The following is a 19,584-nucleotide window of genomic DNA, read 5'->3' on the forward strand; positions in this document are numbered from 1 at the left end:
AATATTATAAATTAAATACATTTTTTATGGCTTCAACAGCAGACATTAGAAAAGGATTGTGCATCAGATACAATCACGATATTTACAAAATCATTGAATTCTTACACGTAAAACCAGGAAAAGGTCCTGCTTTCGTTCGTACAAAACTCAAAAGCGTAACAACAGGTAAGACCATCGATAACACCTTTTCGGCAGGGCATAAAATAGAAGATGTACGTGTAGAAACGCGTTCGTTTCAATATCTTTACGAAGAGGGTGATACCTTTATATTTATGAATACTGATGATTACAATCAGGTAGCTATCCGAAAAGATATGCTCGACACACCAGACCTTCTCAAAGAAGGCGAAATAGTGATGATTATCTTCAATGCCGAAGACGAGTCACCCCTATCGGTGGAGATGCCTGCCAATGTGATTCTGACTGTAACACACGTAGAGCCTGGTGTAAAAGGTAACACCGCTACCAATGCAACCAAACCTGCAACCGTAGAAACAGGCGCTATTGTCAATGTACCTTTATTCATCAACGAAGGAGATCGCATTAAGGTTGAAACCGAAAAAGGTACATACGTAGAGCGAATGAAAGATTAACCAATGTAATAAATCACAAGTATTATTATTTTAAGTATAAATAAAAAAGTTTTCATTTTTTTTAAACTACACGTTTTTTATTACTATCTTTTTAAAGTTGTTAAATTTTTATTAGTTATCTGTTTATATATTTTATATAAGCAGATACTTTTTTTATAAAACTACCTAATATAAATTATTTTTTATCACAAACTATCTATTTAATAGATTTATATATACACATATCAATTAAATATATTATAAAATAATTTTTAACATATAACCTCCTTGACTTGTTTATTATAAAAATATTTATTTTATGTAAAAAATATATCTTTTAATATAAAAATGAAAGAATTTTTAATCTCCGTAACTTGATGGAAAAGAAAAATGAAATCATTTTTAATCTCCGTAACTTGACGGAAAAGAAAAATGAAAGCATTTTTAATCTCCGTAACTTGACGGAAAAGAAAAATAAAATCATTTTTAATCTCTGCAAACTGACGGAAAAGAAGAATAAAATCATTTTTAATCTCCGTAACCTGACAGAAAAGAAAAATGAAATCATTTTTAATCTCCGTAACTTGACGGAAAAGAAAAATGAAAGCATTTTTAATATTTTCAATTATTAAAACAATAAAAATAACTATATATTTATATATATAGGATATAAGATACTAATTTACAATTTGTAATATTACAAAAATAAATTATTTTTTTTTACATAAAATTTTTTTTTATTAAAAAAATAATTATATCTTTGTCCCATAAACTAAAAATAAATCAAAGTTAAATTAAAATTAGTTATTATGAAAGCAGGATTAACAAAACTATCTACCAAAGAATTAGCAACACTTGCCGAACAAGTTATCAATGCTACTAAACAATCAAATGTAAATGAAGCTAAAAAGCATTCGTTTTTATCTCAATTAGAAACTTCTTATGAAGAATATACTCCAGTACTATTTAAAACAACATATAGTGGTAAAGGAAAAAGTGTAGCTCAAGCAGATAAAGAAAGAGATACTTATTTACGTAGTTTTAAACTTATTTTAGAAGGTTATGCTAAACTTAAATCAATTACAAACTATGCTGATGCAGATAGTTTATATAATATACTAAAAGTACACGGTCTTAATTATGATAAACTATCATACTCTGAACAAACAGCACAGCTTAATAAATTAATAGAAGTATTGGAAATAGCAGAGAATACAGCCAAATTAGAAAAATTTCATTTAATAGAAATTTTTGATTTGATTAAAAGTGCACAAGAAAATTTTAAATCTATTTATGATGAACAAGCACTTGCTAATGCTGAACTTAGAAAAATAAAACCTGCATCTGTATTACGTAAAGATTTAGAGAAAAATCTAAAACGTTTCTTAGATTATGTTACACTTATGATTGATACTCCTTCTTGGAAGCCTCTTTATAATCAGCTTAATGAATATGTAAAAGCAAGTAAAAAACCTAATATAGCAAAAGAAGATAAATCAGATATAACAATATCTTAAAAAAAGATTATATTATGTAATATGACTATTAGTTAAAATGACATTATCAGAAATAAAAGATATTATTCTAAAGGCACAAAAAGAAGAAAAAAAAGTATATACAAATTATTTTATTATAACAAGTATTATTTGTCTTTTACTTTTATTTATAATTCCTATATTGCTAATAGTTCCTATTATATTTCTTTTATTCAAAATTTATCTAAAAGAAGAATCAAAACGAGTTAATCTATTTTTTGAACATATTTCAAAAGGAAAAAAAGCAGTTGTAATAGGTGATTTTTATTGTCGATTTGAATTTATACATAATTTTATAACATTAGATAATCTATACTATATACGTATAAATATAGATAATCAAACGATTACTATTCCTATCTTAAAGGAATATCTTTCAGAAATAAAAATAGCTCTTAGTAATGTTAATAAACAGGAATATCATCAAGTTATAAATCAATTATATAAAAATGAAAATCTTGCAACTTCTTATACTCCTACAACTATTATGCCTGTTAGTGAATTTCTTACTTATGCAAAAAAAGAGATTATTCTTGATTTATCAACAGATAAAAAATTAAATAAAGGAATTAGTTTAGAAGATATCCTTTCTATTTTAAGTATTTATTTTTTTAAAAAAGATATACAATTAGAAGAAAGACAAGAGTTATTTTATAAAAAAGAGAAAATTTTTACTAAAATAGTAAACTATATCAATCCTACATTTTCTTATGTAAAGGAAGGACATATTAGTCTTAAAGAATTTCTTTACTCAGGATTATATATTGAAGATGATTATATTGTAGATGGTAATGATTTAATATTTGGTAACTATAATGGAATACCTTTTCAACTATGTCAGTTAGATGTAAAGCTACCTTATAAAAATAAACAAGATAAATCATTGAATTATGACAATATTTTTAATGGATGGTATTTCATTGGCAATTATCCTAAAAAGATACCATCTCCTTTAATTATCGTTCCTAAAAAAAATATTACAAATTGGTTTGAAAATAATTTAAATTATAAAAACCTAAATAAGTATTTAGAAGATATTGATTTAGAAGACCCCGAGTTCAAAAAAAAATATAATATTTATTGCAATGACCAAATTATGGCAAGATATATTCTTACTCCTATAATGATAGAGAAAATAAAACAACTCTACGCACAAAGTAAAAATGGATTCTTTATGGTATTTCATCAGCATACAATTATAATAGCTATTCATCATAATAAATATCAAAATACAGAATTTGATGAAATCAATTTTAACTCTGAAATAGAAAGTCTAAATTTATTAAATAATTTATATAGAAATATTACACTACCATTGCAGATGGTACAATCTTTACAATAAAATACTACCACTTGGTAATATATAAACATAAATAATTTACTTTTAAATAAAATTCATATGATAATTATTACTATTATTTTAATTATAATTGTATTCTTAGTATCATCATATAATACAATAGTATCAAATAAAAATCAGATACAGAATGCTATTTCATCGTTAGATGCTCTTTTTATACAGCGTTCCGATTTAATTCCTAATATGGTAGCTACTGCTAAAAGATATGCTATTTTTGAAAGAGAAACTCTTGAACGTATTATAGAGCTTCGCAATTCAGAAAAAGTTACTAATCAAGAAAATGCTTATATACAAGAAGATAAAATAAGTTCATTACTGAAAGAATTACGGATACAAATAGAGAACTATCCTGAACTAAAAACAAATGAACAATTTATGGCAATACAAAGACAACTTATCAATTGTGAAGAACAAATTGTAGCAGGAAGAAGATTTGTAAGTAGTTCTATTACTATTTATAATAATAGTATTGTAGTATTTCCTAATATACTTATTGCTCGTAGTTTTGGGTTTGTTACTTATCAATGGCAATATGCACAAGAAAAGCAAAAAGAAGTTCCTAAGGTTGATGAATTATTTCAAAAATAAATTTTTTTATATAAAATGAGTTATTTAATAAAACCCAAAGACTATAAACCTATTCTAGATTTACAACAAACAGAATTAGGAATACAGAAAATAAAAGATTTTTTTCAAGTAAATCTATCTGCTGAACTTCGATTACGAAGAGTTACCGCTCCCCTATTCGTTTTACAAGGTACAGGACTTAATGATGATTTGAATGGAATAGAACGTGCTGTTCAGTTTCCTATTAAAGATATAGATAATGCAAAAGCAGAAGTTGTTCATTCTTTAGCTAAATGGAAACGTGTAATGCTTGCCGATTATAATATTAGACAAGGATACGGAATATATACTGATATGAATGCTATCAGAGCTGATGAAGAGTTAGGAAATCTTCACTCACTTTATGTAGATCAATGGGATTGGGAAATGGTCATCAGCGAAGAACAACGCACTATTTCTTTTCTTAAAAATATTGTGAAAAGAATTTATGCCACCTTACTTAGAACAGAATATTTGGTTTGCGAAAGTTTTTCAGATATAAAACCAATATTACCTCCTGATATATATTTTATTCACTCTGAAGAACTTTTACAAAAATATCCGAACCTTTCTGCTAAGGAAAGAGAAGCCGCTATAGCAAAAGAGCATAAAGCTGTTTTCATAATAGGAATAGGTGGAAAACTCTCTAACGGCGAAAAGCACGATGGAAGAGCGCCCGATTATGATGATTGGAGTACATTATCTGAAAACTATTTAGGACTAAATGGCGATATTATTCTTTGGAATCCTATTTTAAATGTTCCTTTTGAAATATCATCAATGGGAATACGTGTAGATAAAAAAGCTCTTTTGTATCAACTAAGTCAAGAAGGAAAAGAAGACAGACTACAATTTTACTTTCACCATCGATTAGTTAGTGATTCACTTCCTCTTTCCATCGGTGGAGGAATAGGTCAGTCAAGACTTTGTATGTTTTTACTTCACAAAGCACATATAGGAGAAATTCAAGCAAGTATTTGGTCAAAAAAAATGATTGAAGATTGTAAAAAAATAAATATACCTTTAATATAATGTAATTAAAAAATTATGAAATTTATACAACCTTATACCTTAGAACAAATAGCTACAATTATTAACTCAAAATATGTAGGAAATAGTAATTTCCCAGTACTTGGAATGAATGAAATCCATGTAGTTGAAGAAGGAGATATTGTTTTTGTTGATCATCCTAAGTATTACGACAAAGCCTTACAATCACGAGCTACTATTATTCTTATAAATAAAGAAGTAGAATGCCCAACAGGAAAAGCACTTCTTATATCTGATGATCCCTTTCGTGATTTTAACAAATTAACTGATTTTTTCAAGCCTTTTCAAGAAGCACAAACAAATATAGCGCCTTCAGCAGTCATTGGAAAAAATACAATTATACAACCCAACGTTTTCATTGGAAATAATGTAAAAATTGGAAGTAATTGCCTTATTCATGCGGGAGTTACTATTTATGATGATTGCATTATCGGAGATAATGTTACTATTCATTCAGGAACTATTCTTGGTGCCGATGCTTTTTATTATAAAAAACGTCCTGAAGGTTTCGACAAATTAAAATCTGGTGGAAGAGTTGTTATTCAAAATAACGTTGATTTAGGTGCTCTTTGTACTATTGACAGAGGCGTTACGAACGATACAACTATTGGTCAAGGAACTAAAATTGATAATCAAGTTCACGTAGGACACGATACTGTTATTGGAAAAAAATGCCTAATTGCATCACAAGTAGGAATAGCAGGTTGTGTTATCATTGAAGATGAAGTTACCATCTGGGGACAAGTAGGAATAACAAGTGGAATTACCATTGGAGAGAAAGCAGTTATTTTAGCACAGAGTGGTATCTCCAAATCCCTCGAAGCACGAAAAACTTATTTTGGTTACCCCGCCGAAGAAGCTCGCAAGAAATATAAAGAAATGGGAGCTATTCGGGCTTTAATCCATCATAAAGAATAAAATAATTTTCTATTCAAAGTAGAATATAATTTATTTATTATAAAAAATAATCTAATAAAACAATATAGAAAACTATTTGTATTTTACCATTTATAATTATTGTTTGTTTATTGTTTTTATATTTGATATATAATATAAACAATTCTGATTATCATTTATCAAAAATAAAAAGGCTTTACATAAATTTATGTAAAGCCTTTTGTGCCTACGACTGGATTCGAACCAGCACGCCCGAACGAGCACCACCCCCTCAAGATGGCGAGTCTACCAATTTCTCCACGTAGGCATATTGCTAATAAAAAAAGTTAAGTTGTGTAACTTAACCTTGTGACCTGGCTGGGGCTCGAACCCAGGACCCCAACATTAAAAGTGTTGTGCTCTACCAACTGAGCTACCAAGTCTAAAAAAATACTCTTATGAAAAAAAATTAAAATTGTGACCTGGCTGGGGCTCGAACCCAGGACCCCAACATTAAAAGTGTTGTGCTCTACCAACTGAGCTACCAAGTCCTTAACTTTCTTATCAGAATGCGGGTGCAAATATACAACAAAATCTTTATAACACAAGTAAAAAATTATTATTTTTGCACTTTATTTTTATGTATATATTCAACTTTTTGAAAAACAGCATTTTATATGAGTAAAAAAATTATTCTTATCGGTTATATGGGTTCTGGGAAATCAGTAATTGGAAAGTTTTTAGCTCAAAAAATAAATCTTCCTTTTATTGATTTAGACCTTTTTATTGAAGAAAAGGAACAAAAAACAATTTCAGAAATCTTTAAATTGAATGGAGAAATTTATTTTCGTAAAATAGAAACTATGTATCTGAATCAATTATTAGATAGTAAAAAAGATTTTGTGCTTTCTGTAGGAGGAGGAACTCCTTGTTTTGGTACAAATATACAGCAAATAAACAAGGCTTCTGAATTTGTTTTTTATTTGCAACTCAATGCTCAAAGTTTAACCAAACGCCTTACTACACAAAAAGGAAAACGTCCTCTCCTTACAGGATTACAAGATGATAAAATTTTGGAAGATTTTATAAACAAACATCTTTTCGATAGAAATCCTTATTACAGACAAGCACATATTATCTTACCCTCAGACGGGCTTTCTATTACAGAAATAGTTAATAAAATAATCACGTTTTTACCTTCTGATTTATTTAAAAAGAAAAATGTAATAGAATAAAGATTAAATAGTTTTTTATATAATATTTTCCAATAATAATTTACTCGAAAACGTAAAAGTTTTTATACTTGGAGAAAATATAATCTTCTTCTGTAAAATGTATATTTTTTCATAATTTTGCACTTTACAAACAATTTTATTTTATGTTGATATCTAAAAAAAACTTGGAGAGAACAACTCATCTTCTTGCTGATATTAGTGCATTGTTAATTGGAAGTGGTTCTAACACTCGACGTGCATTACGTAATGTAGAACGAATAGCCAATGCCTTGGGGTATCATTCGGAGATTTTTCATTCATATTCAGGTGTAATACTTACTGTATATGATAAAACAACACAAGAAAAAGAAACTTTAGTACTGACTATACCTCATCACGGAGTTAATTTTAATGCTATTTCTGCTATTAGCATTCTTTCGTGGCAAGCTATCGAACAAAAATTATCTATTGATGATATTGAAAAAGAAGTAGCTTTTATAAAGAAGCAACCTCATTATAATATGGTCTTAATGTGGTTTTTCACAGCCATAGCAGGAGGTTCATTAGCTTATATTTTTGGAGGTAACAATGGTAGTTATATTGAATTTGGAATTTCATTCTTAGCTACTTTTGCAGGAATTTCAGCAAGAAAACTTTTACAAATAAAGCATTTTAACCATTTTATTTGTTGGGCTTGGGCGGCATTCGTCTCTGTATCAGTTGTGAATATATTCCGAATGTTGGAGGTTGAACCGATAAACAATGCGTTGGCTGCTTGTGTTTTATGGTTAGTACCTGGAGTTCCTCTCATTAACGGATTCATAGATTTACTTACTGGACACGTAGTTTCTGGATGGGCAAAAATATCTACAACAGGTATTTTGGTTTTTATGATAGCTATTGGTTTTTATCTTTCACTTATTCTTTTTGGTTATGAATTACTTTGATATATTTTTACAACTTTCTGAACGTATTTTCTGGTCAATGTGGGTTTCTATTGGTTTTGCCATGTTATTTAATACACCTCGCAGGGCCATGTGGATTGTTGGTCTATTAGGAGCAATTGGCTGGGCTATTAAAGCTATACTTTTACATACATTGATGCCTGCACAAGTTGTTCTAACAACTTTTGTTGCTGCTTGTGCTGTTGGATTTCTGGGTATGTATTTTGCTCATCGAGTACATACTCCACCTGTGGTTTTTACCATTCCTGCAGTTATCAATATGGTTCCAGGCAAATATGGCTATGAATTTATGATGGGACTTATTAAAATTGTTACTTTACAAAATGAAAATGACCTCACTACAGAACTTGTTTTCAAAACGTTAAGACAAGGGCTACAAACTGGATTTATAACAATGAGTTTGGCTTTCGGAGTGATTGCTCCTATACTATTATTGAATACATATTCCGTCAAAGGAAAAGATTTGAACAAATTTATTGCACAACGAATCAAAAAACGTAGAAAAATAAATAATAATTCACAAAACACATCAGCTTAATGAAAAAATTACTTTTGGCAAGTACCTCTACTCTACACGAGGGTACTTATTTGTCATATTTACAAGAAGAATTGTATCATTTTTTTGAAAAAATTGATGAAATTTTGTTTATTCCGTATGCACGCCCCAGTGGTATTTCTCACGACCAATATACAAAAATCGCACAACAAGGATTTTCTCATATTGGTAAAAAAATTATTGGAATCCACACTCTTGACAACCAATACGAAGCTATCAGACAAGCACAAGCAATTTTTACAGGAGGAGGAAATACGTTTTTACTCGTAAATGAATTATATCAACTACAACTTATTGATATTCTAAGAGATACTATTAACAAAGGAACACCTTATATAGGAACAAGTGCTGGAAGCAATATTGCAGGGCAAACGATGCAAACTACCAATGATATGCCTATTATTTATCCTCCAAGTTTTCAAACTTTGGGACTTGTTCCTTTCAATCTGAATCCGCATTACTTAGACCCTGACCCTAAAAGTACTCACAAAGGAGAAACTCGCGAGACTCGCATTAAAGAATTTCATACTCTGAATAATATTCCTGTTGTGGGGCTTCGTGAAGGAAGCTGGTTACTTATTAACAATGAGCGCATTACACTAAAAGGTAATCTCACTGCACGTATTTTTGAACAAGGAAAAATTCCCTATGAATGGGACGGAAAAACAAATTTGCCTTTTATAAAATAATTAAAAAATAACACACTTCACAAGAGATTTGAATTGCAAAATATAATTTGCTTTATCATAAATATATTTTTATAGTGATTATTTGCTTAAAAAATAGTATCTTTACGCTCAAATTTTTGTTAGAGAACAAAAAAGATAATATATTGTTTTCTAATCACTTAAAAATAAAAAAATGTATTTAATATTCGATACCGAAACCACAGGACTTCCTAAGAATTACAATGCTCCTATTTCTGATAGTGAAAACTGGCCTCGTGCTGTGCAGATTGCTTGGCAATTACACGATGAAATGGGGCAACTGATTGAACATCAAGATTATTTAATACAACCTGACGGATTTAATATTCCGTACGATTCAGAGCGAGTTCACGGAATATCAACAGAACTTGCTCAACAACAAGGTATTACAATCCGTGAAGTTTTGCAAAAATTCCAAGAGGCTCTTAGCAAAACAACCTATATTGTAGGGCAAAATGTTAGTTTTGACATCAATATTATGGGAGCCGAATTTTATCGATACAAAATAGAAACAAACCTTGCCGAATTTCCTGTTTTAGATACTTGTACCGAGATTACAGCAGAGCTGTGTCAAATACCTGGTGGTCGAGGAGGACGTTTCAAACTACCAACCTTGACTGAACTTCACGAATTTTTATTTAAAATTCCTTTTGCCGAAGCTCACAACGCAACTGCCGATGTTGAAGCTACCTCGCGCTGTTTTTTTGAGTTAATCCGTATTGGAGAAGGTTTTTCCGAAGAACAGATTTCAAAAGAATACATAGACAGATTTCGGATTGCTAATCCTGAGACAATACAACTTATTGGTTTAAAACACATTAACCTAAAAAAGGCTTCAGAAGAAATTCGAGAAAAATTACAGAAAAGTAATATTCTTAATGATATTTCAGAACAACAAATACAAGAAAATTTAGCTCTATTAGCCGATGCTCCTTTTGTTCATCTGCATAATCACACTCAATTTTCGGTTTTACAAGCAACAGCTTCTATCGCTGAGTTAGTCAAAGCTACTGCCCAACAAAAAATGCCTGCCGTTGCAATTACCGACATAGGAAATATGATGGGAACTTTTCATTTTATCAAAGAAATTGCCACATATAACAAAGGTGTAAAAATACGCAATCAAGAAGCTATTGAAAAAGGAGATGAATCTCAAGAACTTTCTATAAAACCTATTGTAGGTTGTGAGTTTTTTGTTTGTCAAAATCATCTTGACAAAACACAGAAAGACAATGGTTATCAAATAGTTATGATTGCTAAAAACAAAAAAGGTTATCATAACTTGGCCAAAATGGCTTCTATTGCTTATACTGAAGGTTTTTATTACGTTCCTCGCATTGATAGAAAAATTGTAGAAAAATACAAAGATGATTTGATTATTCTTTCCGGAAATTTGTTTGGCGAAATTCCTTCCAAAATTCTCTACGTTGGTGAAAAACAAGCTGAAGAATCTCTTTTGTGGTGGAAAGAACTTTTCGGAGAAGATTTTTATTTGGAAATTATGAGACATGGGCAAGAAGATGAAGACCGCGTTAATTCTGTTTTACTTAATTTTTCTAAAAAGCACAATATCAAGTTAGTAGCTACAAATAATACTTATTATATAAACCCAGAAGATGCCAATGCACACGACATTTTACTTTGTGTGAAAGAAGGTGAAAAACAAACAACAGAAATTGGTCGTGGTCGTGGATACCGATATGGATTGCCGAATCAGGAATACTATTTCAAGTCAGCACAAGCAATGAAAAATCTTTTTAAAGATATTCCTGAAACCATTCTATCAATAAAAGAAATTATTGAAAAAATTGAACCTTATGAGCTGGCTCGTGAGGTGCTTTTGCCAAAATTTGATATTCCGGAAGAATTTCAGGTAGAAGATGATGAAACAGGTAAAAAAGGAGAGAACAAATATCTTAAACACTTAGCTTATCTGGGAGCTGAAAAAAAATATAAATCAATTACTGACCAAATAAAAGAACGTCTTGATTTTGAGCTTTCAATCATTGAAAAAACAGGATATCCTGGGTATTTTCTCATCGTACAAGATTTTATCGCTGCGGCTCGGTCTATGGGAGTTTCGGTAGGCCCAGGACGTGGTTCTGCTGCGGGTTCAGCTGTGGCTTATTGCTTAGGAATTACCAATATTGACCCTATAAAATACGATTTACTTTTTGAACGTTTTCTGAATCCTGACCGAGTAAGTATGCCCGATATTGATATTGATTTTGATGATGAAGGACGAGGGCGTGTAATGGAATACGTTATTGACAAATATGGTGCCAACCAAGTAGCTCAAATAATTACTTACGGCACAATGGCTGCCAAATCCTCTATTCGTGATACAGCAAGAGTGTTGGATTTGCCTCTTTCTGATGCCGATAAAATAGCCAAACTTGTCCCTACTATAACAGATAAAAAACTCAATACGCTCAACAAACTTATCGCTGCCGATGAACAACTTTTACGCGAAAAACTTCGTTCGGAAGATGTAGAAAAAACACATCAGCTAAAACAACTCTCACAAGGGAATGACCTACTGGGAGAAACTATTCAGCAGGCTAAATTGTTGGAAGGTTCTATCCGAAATACGGGAATTCACGCCTGTGGAGTTATTATCACTCCTGATGATATTACTAATTTTGTTCCTGTTTCGATTGCCAAAGATTCTGACCTATGGGTAACACAATTTGATAACTCCGTGGTTGAAAGTGCTGGACTTCTGAAAATGGATTTCTTGGGACTAAAAACACTCACTTTGATAAAAGATACCGTTAAATTGGTCAAAGAAACGAGAAATATCGACCTAAATCCTGATGATTTTCCTATTGATGATGAGAAAACTTATCAGCTTTTTCAACGAGGTGAAACTGTTGGAATTTTCCAATATGAATCGGCAGGAATGCAAAAATATATGAAAGAGTTGAAACCGACTGTTTTTGCTGACCTTATTGCGATGAATGCACTTTATCGTCCAGGTCCTTTGGAATATATCCCAAGTTTTATCAGACGAAAACACGGTTTGGAGCCCATTTCGTACGATTTGGACGATATGGAAGAATACCTAAAAGAAACGTACGGAATTACCGTATATCAAGAGCAAGTTATGCTTCTTTCGCAGAAATTGGCAGGTTTTTCAAAAGGTGAAGCCGATATGCTACGTAAAGCGATGGGGAAAAAACAAAAAGATGTTTTGGATAAAATGCGTCCAAAATTCATTGAACAAGCCTCTGAAAAAGGATATGACACGGAAAAATTGGCTAAAATATGGCAAGATTGGGAAGCCTTTGCAAGTTACGCCTTTAACAAATCTCACTCTACCTGCTATGCTTGGGTTGCTTACCAAACGGCTTATCTTAAAGCCAATTATCCTGCCGAATATATGGCGGCGGTTCTCTCTAACAATATGAATGATATTAAATCGGTTCGCTTCTTCTTGGAAGAATGTCATCGTATGGGAATCAAGGTGTTAGGCCCCGATGTGAATGAATCGAATTACAAATTTGCAGTGAATAAAGATGGAGCAGTTCGCTTTGGAATGGGCGCGATAAAAGGCGTTGGCAAAACCGCTGTTGATACCATTGTTGAGAACAGAGAAAACGGGCATTACAAATCTATCTTTGATATGGCAAAACGTGTTGATTTGCGTGCTGCCAACAAAAAAGCCTTTGAAAATATCGCCTTGGCTGGTGGTTTCGATTCGCTGGGAGCCGCACATCGAGCTCAATATTTTTATACTGAAGTCGGAGAACAAAGTTCGCTTTTGGAAAAAGCAATTCGTTATGGTTCCAAAGCACAAGAAAGCGCTAACTCTCTGCAAATGAGTCTTTTTGGCGAAACAAACGAAATCGAAATTCCAGAACCTACAATGCCTACTTGCAACGAGTGGGGAACTTTGGAGAAACTTCGCCGAGAAAAAGAAGTTGTCGGAATGTACATTTCGGGACACCCGCTTGATGATTTCAAACACGAAATAAAAAATTTCTGTAATAGCGAATCGTACAATCCTTCTGAGCTTGAAAACTTGGTGGGCAAAGAAATAAAAATGGCTGGTATGGTAACCCAAGTTGAACACAAAACAGCTATGGACGGAAGAAAATGGGCTATTTTTTCAATAGAAGATTATGATAATATACACGAATTTCGAATATTCAAAGATGATTATCTGAAATACCATATCTATCTGGTTACCAATCAGTTTATATATTTTAAAATAAAAATAGAAGAAGGATTTTTTGATAAAAAAACCAATCAACGTGGAAAACCAAGAGTTGTTTTCACTCAAATGTATTCATTGCAAGATGTTTTAACCAAAAATGTAAAAAAAGTAGATATTTGGTTAGATTTAAAAGATATTTCGATAGAAAATATCGCACAACTCAAATATATAACTGAGAAATATGCTGGTAATATTCCTTTGAATTTTTTAATCTACGAACCTCAAAGTACATCGGTTAACGTAGTTGATACCGAAATAGAAGAGAATTCAGAAGAGAATTTGGAGATGGCAGAAATAGCCCCTTCACAAGAAGGTATTCGACGTGAAGATATGAAGATATCTTTGGAAATGTATAGTCGAAAGACAAAAATTCAACTTAATAAAGACTTTTTGAACGAACTTGAATACAACAAATATTATTTCAAATTAAGTTAAAAATCAATTTAAAACTAATTTTCAATATATTTTTATTGAAATGTTATTAAGAATTCAGTTAAATTATCTTCTTCAGATAGGTTAAGTTTTTTGCGAAGACGATATCGAGCTGTTTCTATCCCTCGCACCGAAACTCCTTGCATCGTGGCAATATCTTTGGTAGAATAATTAAGTCGCAACAATACACAAAGTTTCAAATCAGCAGGTGTTAAATTGGCGTATTTCAGTTTGAGATTTCGGAAAAAATTCTGATGTATCATATCAAAATTTTCTTGAAACATTTGCCATTGGTCTTGGGTAGAAATATGTTCTCTAATATGCTGAATAATATGATTTCCTTGTTGTTTAGTAAGTTTATTTTCTGTTAAAAAACATTGAAATTCTTGTAAAAGATTTTTTAGAAAATCATCATGTTTAATATTCAATATAGTAGCACTTGCCAACGCTTTGCTTTTGTGTTCCAATTCTGATTCAAGTTTTTCGTTACGAAGTTTTGTTATTTCTTCTTGTTGTTTTTCAAGTAGTCGTTGTTTTTTGGCTTTTTCTCTCACAAAAAGCTGTTCCTTCTTTTTTAATTTATATCGATAATAAAATATTGTAAATAAAGAAGTTATAGCCAAAAAAGTAAATCCATACAAGACAAAAGCCTTAGCCGATTTGTACCATGGAGTAGTTATCTCAAAGGGAATTTTACACGACGCTATTTCTTGATTTAATTCATTGATTATCTTAGTTTTAAGTAGATATTTTCCTTGCGGAATATTTTGATATGTAATTGTAAAGTCAGAGCTATTTTCGTTCCATCGCTTGTCATAATTCTCCAAATAATACTGCAAACGATAGTTTTGTTGTGAGAAATTAGGATATTGCAACTCAAAAACCAAATTATTCTTTGTATAATCAAAAGACATTCGGTCTTTTATTCGCTCCGATGTGCATTGGTCAGTATTTCTATCATAAGATTTCAAAGACGATAAAACCAAAGGGGGAGTCGAACTTCGAATAATTTTTTCCATAGAATGATACAATGCTATTCCTTCGTTCAAACAAAAATAAGAATTGCCTTGTTCAACAAAAATAGTTGCTCGTCGCTCGCTTGATGGATTTAAAAGATTATTAAATGCGATTTTATCTTCAATAGAATACGCACCATCTTTGAACTTCACTGCGTAATATTCTTTATCTGTAATAAACCAAAACAAATTATCATTAACAGGTACTATCTTTCTGGTTTTGACCAAATTGGGCAAGTTTTTATTAAGTAATTCATAAGATATAACTTGCTGATTATCATCATTGTAAATATAAAATTGTTGATTATCTGTAAAAATTATTTTTCCTCGTAATTTTAATAATTTAAGTGGTTTATTTTCAGAAAATTGTTCATAAAATTCTTTATTTTTGATATGAATTAAATCTTCTTTCAGAGCAATTCGATAAACACCTTTATGTGGATGATTTGCCCAAATATTGCCTACATTATCTATTTCAATATTCTGTATCAAATCCGAAAAATCAGAAATTGAATGAGAAACTATCCATTTTCCTTGATTATTTTTCTTAAAAATAGTCAAATACGTATATGATGATGCTACTAAAACCTCTTGTCCGTGAATAATCCCTTTTTTCATATCCGTCCCTCCTACTCCTATATTATTAAGATTTTGTATATGTTGTGTATTATCAATAACAGATGTTCCCTTATTATGCCCTACAAACAACTGATTATCAAATCTTTTGACAAACCAAACTTGCGAATCTAAATTGGGTAACTTACGTAATTTTCTATCATAAAATTCATAAACTCCTTTATTAGAAGCCAAGTACATTTTTCCAAAAAACACTTCCATATCTTCCACTAATTCAATATCCGATTTGAAATCAAAAAATTGAAGTTTAGAATGAGGTTTCAAGTACGAAATTCCATTATCAAGAGCCAGCCATATATTCTGTTGTACATCTTGAAATAATCCTAGTATTGTATTGTTTTTCAATCCATTAGATTTATTGATATGCCATATTTTTTTTCCTTGAAAATCCAAAGCAAAAATTCCCTCATCTAAACTACCCAAAATCAGTAACGAATCAGAAGTTATAAGAGTTCTATTAAGTGATATTTTTGAAAATTCTTGGTCAAAATCTGTTTTCTTTCGTTGCAACTGTTTGGTTTTCAAACTATAAGAAAACAAACCATTTTTTATAGTTGTCAGAATAAGGCTATCTCTATGCTGAAAAAGTCCAATTATTTTATCATTATATATCTGTTCCTGTTTTATAACAAGTTCGAGCGAATCATTGTTTAATTGATAAAAATCTCCTTCAATTCCTTGCATATAAAGAGCTTGCGGAGTTGGGTATATTCCCAAAGGAGAAGGATTGGGTTTGTGAATTTTTATATGTTTTCCATCATAGGTAAAATACGAAGAAAAGGTCTGAAAATACAACTTTTTTCCATATTTGACAATAGACCAAACTTCATCATTTTGAAAAGGATAATCTGTAAGTTGCTCACTTAAAGATTGATAGACCAATTGATAAGAATCTGTCCGGTAAAAAAAGCCAAACTCTTCAAACGAACCTACATATATGCGCTCCTGTCCGAAAATTTTATCAACAAAAACCGCACGTACTATTTTGTTTTCAGGCAAAGTATATAATTTCCATTTTTTACCATCAAAACAAAGTAATCCTTGGTTATTAGCTATGTAAATAACTCCGTTCGAATCTTGTGCAATGCCCCAATTCTGCGTACCTGCTTCGTATTGATATTGCGAATAATTATGTACAAAAGGTACAAAAGGCAATTTTTGTCCTAAAAAAGTGCCTGAAATAAATAACAAAATAAACAAAAAAAGATTTTTTCGCTTCTGTTCATACCTATTTTGTTTTTTCTTTTGTATCATAACATTGTAATTATTAGATTTTTACATAAAAAAATAAAAATAAAAAAAGAAGATTATTCATCTTTACAAAAATAATCTTCTTTTAAGAAAAAAACACTATATTTTGTCATTTTTTTCTAATTTCCCCAATCAATTTTTCTTGAAGCGTACATAACTATGGCTAAAATGGCAAACAAACCAAGACTTCCTACCAAAAGCGCATAGCTTTCTAACTGAATAATTACAAATATAAATCCGTACAAAGCCAAAAGAGAAAGTCCTATAAATAGTGGAAATTTCTTATTTTTCAATATTGAAATCGAATAAAGGCTAATGAGTGAAACTACTAATAATGAGGCTATTAAGTAGGCTTTAAGAAAACTACTATGCTCGGTTATCGAAATGAGCAAGGTGTAAAACATCACAAGCGAAAGACCTATCATTGTATATTGAAAAATATGAATTTTTATCTTACTTATGGTTTGTATCAGAAAGAAAATCAAAAATGTGAGCCCAATAACCAGAAAACCATACTTGGAGGCTCTTTCGTTTTGTTGATATTCATCAACAGGGATTACAAAATCAACTTCAAAAGCATACTGACGGATATTGGGCAAAACTTCAAATGATTGTTGCGAAAAAGGTCTATTTATATGCAAAATTTTCCAATTTGCCGAGAATCCATTATTTGTAATTTCTTTTTGATAAGGCAAAAAACTTCCTGTAAAACTTGGAGACTTCCAATTGGATTGCATCGTACTTTCGGTAACTTTTCCTATGGGAACAATTCCTATCTTGGAACTTCCGTCATACATTATTGAAAAACTAAAATCTCCTTCTTCAAACGCAGTCAAATCAATAAATGATGTTTCAAGTGAAGAAATATCTGTCTGATAATACGACCCATCATAACTTTCTGCTGTCGATTGATTATCATAAATCGGTTCAAAAGTATAATTTTTGCCTGCCAAATTGATAGAAACTTCATTTTTGATACTTGACAAATTGGTTGTACGAATAAGAATAGTCGCCTTATTCCATTGAATATCTTTGTTAGAAATATTTTTAGACGAAAAATCGGGTTTTAGATATTTTCCAACAAAATCCATTTGTGTAGAAAATACAACCGATTCGTAATTATTGCGTTTCTTAGTTTCGGTGGTTACCTGAGATGAATTTTTCAGTAATTCTGGAAAAAAATAAGCATAATTTTGAAAACTCTCTCGCTGAATTATTATTTTTTTAGTTGTTTGGTCATATACTTCATTTTCTTTGTATGCTGTATACGGAATTTTCAAAATAGGTCCGTAGAGGAAAACGTCTTTTCCCCATTTTGAATTGATTTCATTGACTACACTTAACTGACGTTCTGCTCGTTCTTCAATAAGATTTCTTACCAAGAATAAAGGTATCAGTAAGAAAAGTGTTAAAAATCCAATCATAATAAGCCGTGCTGTATTCGATTGAAAAAATGATCCGATGTTTTTTGAATTTGTGTTCATAAAAATTCTTTTTTTAAAAATTAATATTATAGTATTTATTATTATTTCGTAATAAAAAGCACTTTGTTTTTCAAAGTATTTATGTAAAAAAAATTATTTTCGCATATTTTCGGCTATTTTTTCCAAAGCGTTCAAATGTTCTTCAAAAGCCTTTCTTCCTTTAAGTGTAGCTTGATAAGTAGTATTAGTCTTTCTCCCAATAAAATTCTTTTGTACTTCTATATATTGTTCATTTGCAAGTGTTTTAGTATGATTTGCCAAATTTCCATCAGTAACATTTAGTAACTCTTTGAGCGTATTGAAATCGGCTTTTTCATTCACCATAAGAACCGACATAATTCCCAATCGAATTCGATTATCAAAAGCTTTATTTATATGTTGTAAAATTTCTTTCAAATGTCAAATTTTCAATTAAACAATCTAATTTCTATCATATTTAAAATACATTATTGCTCCATACAAAATATGACAAATTCCAAATCCAATAACCCAAAAAAGTAATCCATATCCTGAAAAATAAACTGCCAAAAATCCTAAAATAATTTCAGTAATGCCTAAATATCGAACATCTCTGAATGTGTATTTGCTCACATTGACACAAGATAATCCGTAGAAAATCAAAGTCATAGGCGACAAAAGTCCATAATATTGATTTTTTAATAACAGAATTATCAATATACCTCCTGTTAACATCGGAATAGAAAAATTCCAAAATGCTCGTTTGGAAGTCGTATTGATAAGCATTTCTCCTTTACGTTTTGCTTTTCTTAATGACAAAAAATAAGCTGTTGCTAGTGAAAATATTAACACAATAAAAGCTATGATAAGAATTGCTTTAAAAGTCCAACTCTCAAGAGTTATACACTGATATGGGTGTTTTTCAATAAGATAATAAACCCAATAGGCTCCCACCAAGGCATAAATTCCTGCTAAAACTCCCGAAAGTCCGCTCAATGACAAAAATTGTGTTGATTTACTCATCAGTTGTTTAATATCTTGTAAATCTTTTAAATAGTTTTTATCTTTCATACAAAAAGTACTTTGAGTTGCAAAGTAAAAACAAATTTTTGAGACTACAAAATTTTTTGCCTATTTTTTATAAAAA

16 protein-coding genes and 3 tRNA genes are annotated in these 19,584 nt (G+C 30.6%); 12 read left to right on the forward strand and 7 right to left on the reverse strand.

Features of this window, described 5'->3' with window-relative positions; all coding sequences use genetic code 11:
• Positions 1 to 26: 26 nt before the first annotated feature.
• From efp to OO775_RS07360, 7 genes are all read left to right on the forward strand, one after another.
• Positions 27 to 593: an elongation factor P gene (gene efp / locus OO775_RS07330; RefSeq protein WP_264846431.1), complete on the forward strand. Its 567-nt coding sequence runs from the start codon at positions 27 to 29 to the stop codon at positions 591 to 593.
• Between the two features lie 356 nt (positions 594 to 949).
• Positions 950 to 1,204: a hypothetical protein gene (locus OO775_RS07335; RefSeq protein ID WP_264846432.1), complete on the forward strand. Its 255-nt coding sequence runs from the start codon at positions 950 to 952 to the stop codon at positions 1,202 to 1,204.
• A 177-nt stretch (positions 1,205 to 1,381) separates the two neighbouring features.
• Positions 1,382 to 2,089, forward strand: coding sequence for a DUF6261 family protein (locus tag OO775_RS07340; protein ID WP_264846433.1), 708 nt, complete (start codon positions 1,382 to 1,384; stop codon positions 2,087 to 2,089).
• A 37-nt stretch (positions 2,090 to 2,126) separates the two neighbouring features.
• Positions 2,127 to 3,449 (forward strand): DUF3137 domain-containing protein, encoded by a 1,323-nt coding sequence (locus OO775_RS07345; protein WP_264846434.1) that lies wholly within the window; start codon positions 2,127 to 2,129, stop codon positions 3,447 to 3,449.
• 57 nt (positions 3,450 to 3,506) lie between these two features.
• A complete protein-coding gene (locus OO775_RS07350; protein ID WP_264846435.1) occupies positions 3,507 to 4,055 on the forward strand; it encodes a LemA family protein in 549 nt (182 codons plus the stop codon).
• 15 nt (positions 4,056 to 4,070) lie between these two features.
• Positions 4,071 to 5,105, forward strand: coding sequence for an aspartate--ammonia ligase (asnA, locus tag OO775_RS07355; protein WP_264846436.1), 1,035 nt, complete (start codon positions 4,071 to 4,073; stop codon positions 5,103 to 5,105).
• 15 nt (positions 5,106 to 5,120) lie between these two features.
• Positions 5,121 to 6,041 (forward strand): UDP-3-O-(3-hydroxymyristoyl)glucosamine N-acyltransferase, encoded by a 921-nt coding sequence (locus OO775_RS07360; RefSeq protein ID WP_264846437.1) that lies wholly within the window; start codon positions 5,121 to 5,123, stop codon positions 6,039 to 6,041.
• Positions 6,042 to 6,243: 202 nt separating this feature from the next.
• Here the strand turns inward: OO775_RS07360 and OO775_RS07365 are convergent.
• The 3 genes from OO775_RS07365 to OO775_RS07375 form a co-directional block, all read right to left on the reverse strand.
• Positions 6,244 to 6,327, reverse strand: a tRNA-Leu gene (locus OO775_RS07365).
• A 42-nt stretch (positions 6,328 to 6,369) separates the two neighbouring features.
• Positions 6,370 to 6,442, reverse strand: a tRNA-Lys gene (locus tag OO775_RS07370).
• Positions 6,443 to 6,477: 35 nt separating this feature from the next.
• Positions 6,478 to 6,550: transfer RNA gene (locus tag OO775_RS07375), tRNA-Lys, on the reverse strand.
• A gap of 126 nt (positions 6,551 to 6,676) precedes the next feature.
• Here OO775_RS07375 and OO775_RS07380 point away from each other — a divergent pair.
• The 5 genes from OO775_RS07380 (at position 6,677) to dnaE (ending at position 14,095) form a co-directional block, all read left to right on the forward strand.
• The gene (locus OO775_RS07380; RefSeq protein ID WP_264846438.1) at positions 6,677 to 7,234 is read left to right on the forward strand and encodes a shikimate kinase; all 558 of its coding nucleotides are present in this window, start codon (positions 6,677 to 6,679) and stop codon (positions 7,232 to 7,234) included.
• Positions 7,235 to 7,377: 143 nt separating this feature from the next.
• Positions 7,378 to 8,160 carry a threonine/serine exporter family protein gene (locus OO775_RS07385; RefSeq protein ID WP_264846439.1) on the forward strand — a complete coding sequence of 261 codons (783 nt, stop codon included), beginning with the start codon at positions 7,378 to 7,380 and terminating at the stop codon, positions 8,158 to 8,160.
• Positions 8,147 to 8,716 carry a threonine/serine exporter family protein gene (locus OO775_RS07390; protein ID WP_264846440.1) on the forward strand — a complete coding sequence of 190 codons (570 nt, stop codon included), beginning with the start codon at positions 8,147 to 8,149 and terminating at the stop codon, positions 8,714 to 8,716. The genes OO775_RS07385 and OO775_RS07390 overlap by 14 nt, the downstream gene beginning before the upstream one ends.
• Positions 8,716 to 9,423 (forward strand): dipeptidase PepE, encoded by a 708-nt coding sequence (gene pepE, locus OO775_RS07395; protein ID WP_264846441.1) that lies wholly within the window; start codon positions 8,716 to 8,718, stop codon positions 9,421 to 9,423. Before OO775_RS07390 ends, pepE begins: the two co-directional genes overlap by 1 nt.
• 172 nt (positions 9,424 to 9,595) lie before the next feature.
• Positions 9,596 to 14,095: a DNA polymerase III subunit alpha gene (dnaE, locus tag OO775_RS07400; RefSeq protein ID WP_264846442.1), complete on the forward strand. Its 4,500-nt coding sequence runs from the start codon at positions 9,596 to 9,598 to the stop codon at positions 14,093 to 14,095.
• 32 nt (positions 14,096 to 14,127) lie between these two features.
• Here the strand turns inward: dnaE and OO775_RS07405 are convergent, their stop codons facing one another.
• From OO775_RS07405 to OO775_RS07420, 4 genes are all read right to left on the reverse strand, one after another.
• The gene (locus OO775_RS07405) at positions 14,128 to 16,998 is read right to left on the reverse strand and encodes a triple tyrosine motif-containing protein (RefSeq protein WP_264846443.1); all 2,871 of its coding nucleotides are present in this window, start codon (positions 16,996 to 16,998) and stop codon (positions 14,128 to 14,130) included.
• Positions 16,999 to 17,114: 116 nt separating this feature from the next.
• Positions 17,115 to 18,479, reverse strand: a complete 1,365-nt coding sequence (gene creD, locus OO775_RS07410) for a cell envelope integrity protein CreD (protein ID WP_264846444.1) — start codon at positions 18,477 to 18,479, stop codon at positions 17,115 to 17,117.
• Positions 18,480 to 18,572: 93 nt separating this feature from the next.
• Positions 18,573 to 18,875 carry a winged helix-turn-helix domain-containing protein gene (locus OO775_RS07415; RefSeq protein ID WP_264846445.1) on the reverse strand — a complete coding sequence of 101 codons (303 nt, stop codon included), beginning with the start codon at positions 18,873 to 18,875 and terminating at the stop codon, positions 18,573 to 18,575.
• A gap of 24 nt (positions 18,876 to 18,899) precedes the next feature.
• Positions 18,900 to 19,508 carry a hypothetical protein gene (locus tag OO775_RS07420; protein WP_264846446.1) on the reverse strand — a complete coding sequence of 203 codons (609 nt, stop codon included), beginning with the start codon at positions 19,506 to 19,508 and terminating at the stop codon, positions 18,900 to 18,902.
• Between the last annotated feature and the right edge of the window lie 76 nt (positions 19,509 to 19,584).

Source organism: Capnocytophaga catalasegens (assembly GCF_026005215.1).
In the GTDB taxonomy this organism is placed as follows: domain Bacteria; phylum Bacteroidota; class Bacteroidia; order Flavobacteriales; family Flavobacteriaceae; genus Capnocytophaga; species Capnocytophaga catalasegens.

Coding starts and splice junctions, on each gene's coding strand:
- OO775_RS07380 (WP_264846438.1), top strand. CDS start 6,677: ATGAGTAAAAAAATTATTCTTATCGGTTATATGGGTTCTGGGAAATCA.
- OO775_RS07335 (WP_264846432.1), top strand. CDS start 950: ATGGAAAAGAAAAATGAAATCATTTTTAATCTCCGTAACTTGACGGAA.
- dnaE (WP_264846442.1), top strand. CDS start 9,596: ATGTATTTAATATTCGATACCGAAACCACAGGACTTCCTAAGAATTAC.
- OO775_RS07340 (WP_264846433.1), top strand. CDS start 1,382: ATGAAAGCAGGATTAACAAAACTATCTACCAAAGAATTAGCAACACTT.
- OO775_RS07345 (WP_264846434.1), top strand. CDS start 2,127: ATGACATTATCAGAAATAAAAGATATTATTCTAAAGGCACAAAAAGAA.
- pepE (WP_264846441.1), top strand. CDS start 8,716: ATGAAAAAATTACTTTTGGCAAGTACCTCTACTCTACACGAGGGTACT.
- OO775_RS07350 (WP_264846435.1), top strand. CDS start 3,507: ATGATAATTATTACTATTATTTTAATTATAATTGTATTCTTAGTATCA.
- OO775_RS07390 (WP_264846440.1), top strand. CDS start 8,147: ATGAATTACTTTGATATATTTTTACAACTTTCTGAACGTATTTTCTGG.
- OO775_RS07385 (WP_264846439.1), top strand. CDS start 7,378: ATGTTGATATCTAAAAAAAACTTGGAGAGAACAACTCATCTTCTTGCT.
- efp (WP_264846431.1), top strand. CDS start 27: ATGGCTTCAACAGCAGACATTAGAAAAGGATTGTGCATCAGATACAAT.
- asnA (WP_264846436.1), top strand. CDS start 4,071: ATGAGTTATTTAATAAAACCCAAAGACTATAAACCTATTCTAGATTTA.
- creD (WP_264846444.1), bottom strand. CDS start 18,479: ATGAACACAAATTCAAAAAACATCGGATCATTTTTTCAATCGAATACA.
- OO775_RS07420 (WP_264846446.1), bottom strand. CDS start 19,508: ATGAAAGATAAAAACTATTTAAAAGATTTACAAGATATTAAACAACTG.
- OO775_RS07405 (WP_264846443.1), bottom strand. CDS start 16,998: ATGATACAAAAGAAAAAACAAAATAGGTATGAACAGAAGCGAAAAAAT.
- OO775_RS07360 (WP_264846437.1), top strand. CDS start 5,121: ATGAAATTTATACAACCTTATACCTTAGAACAAATAGCTACAATTATT.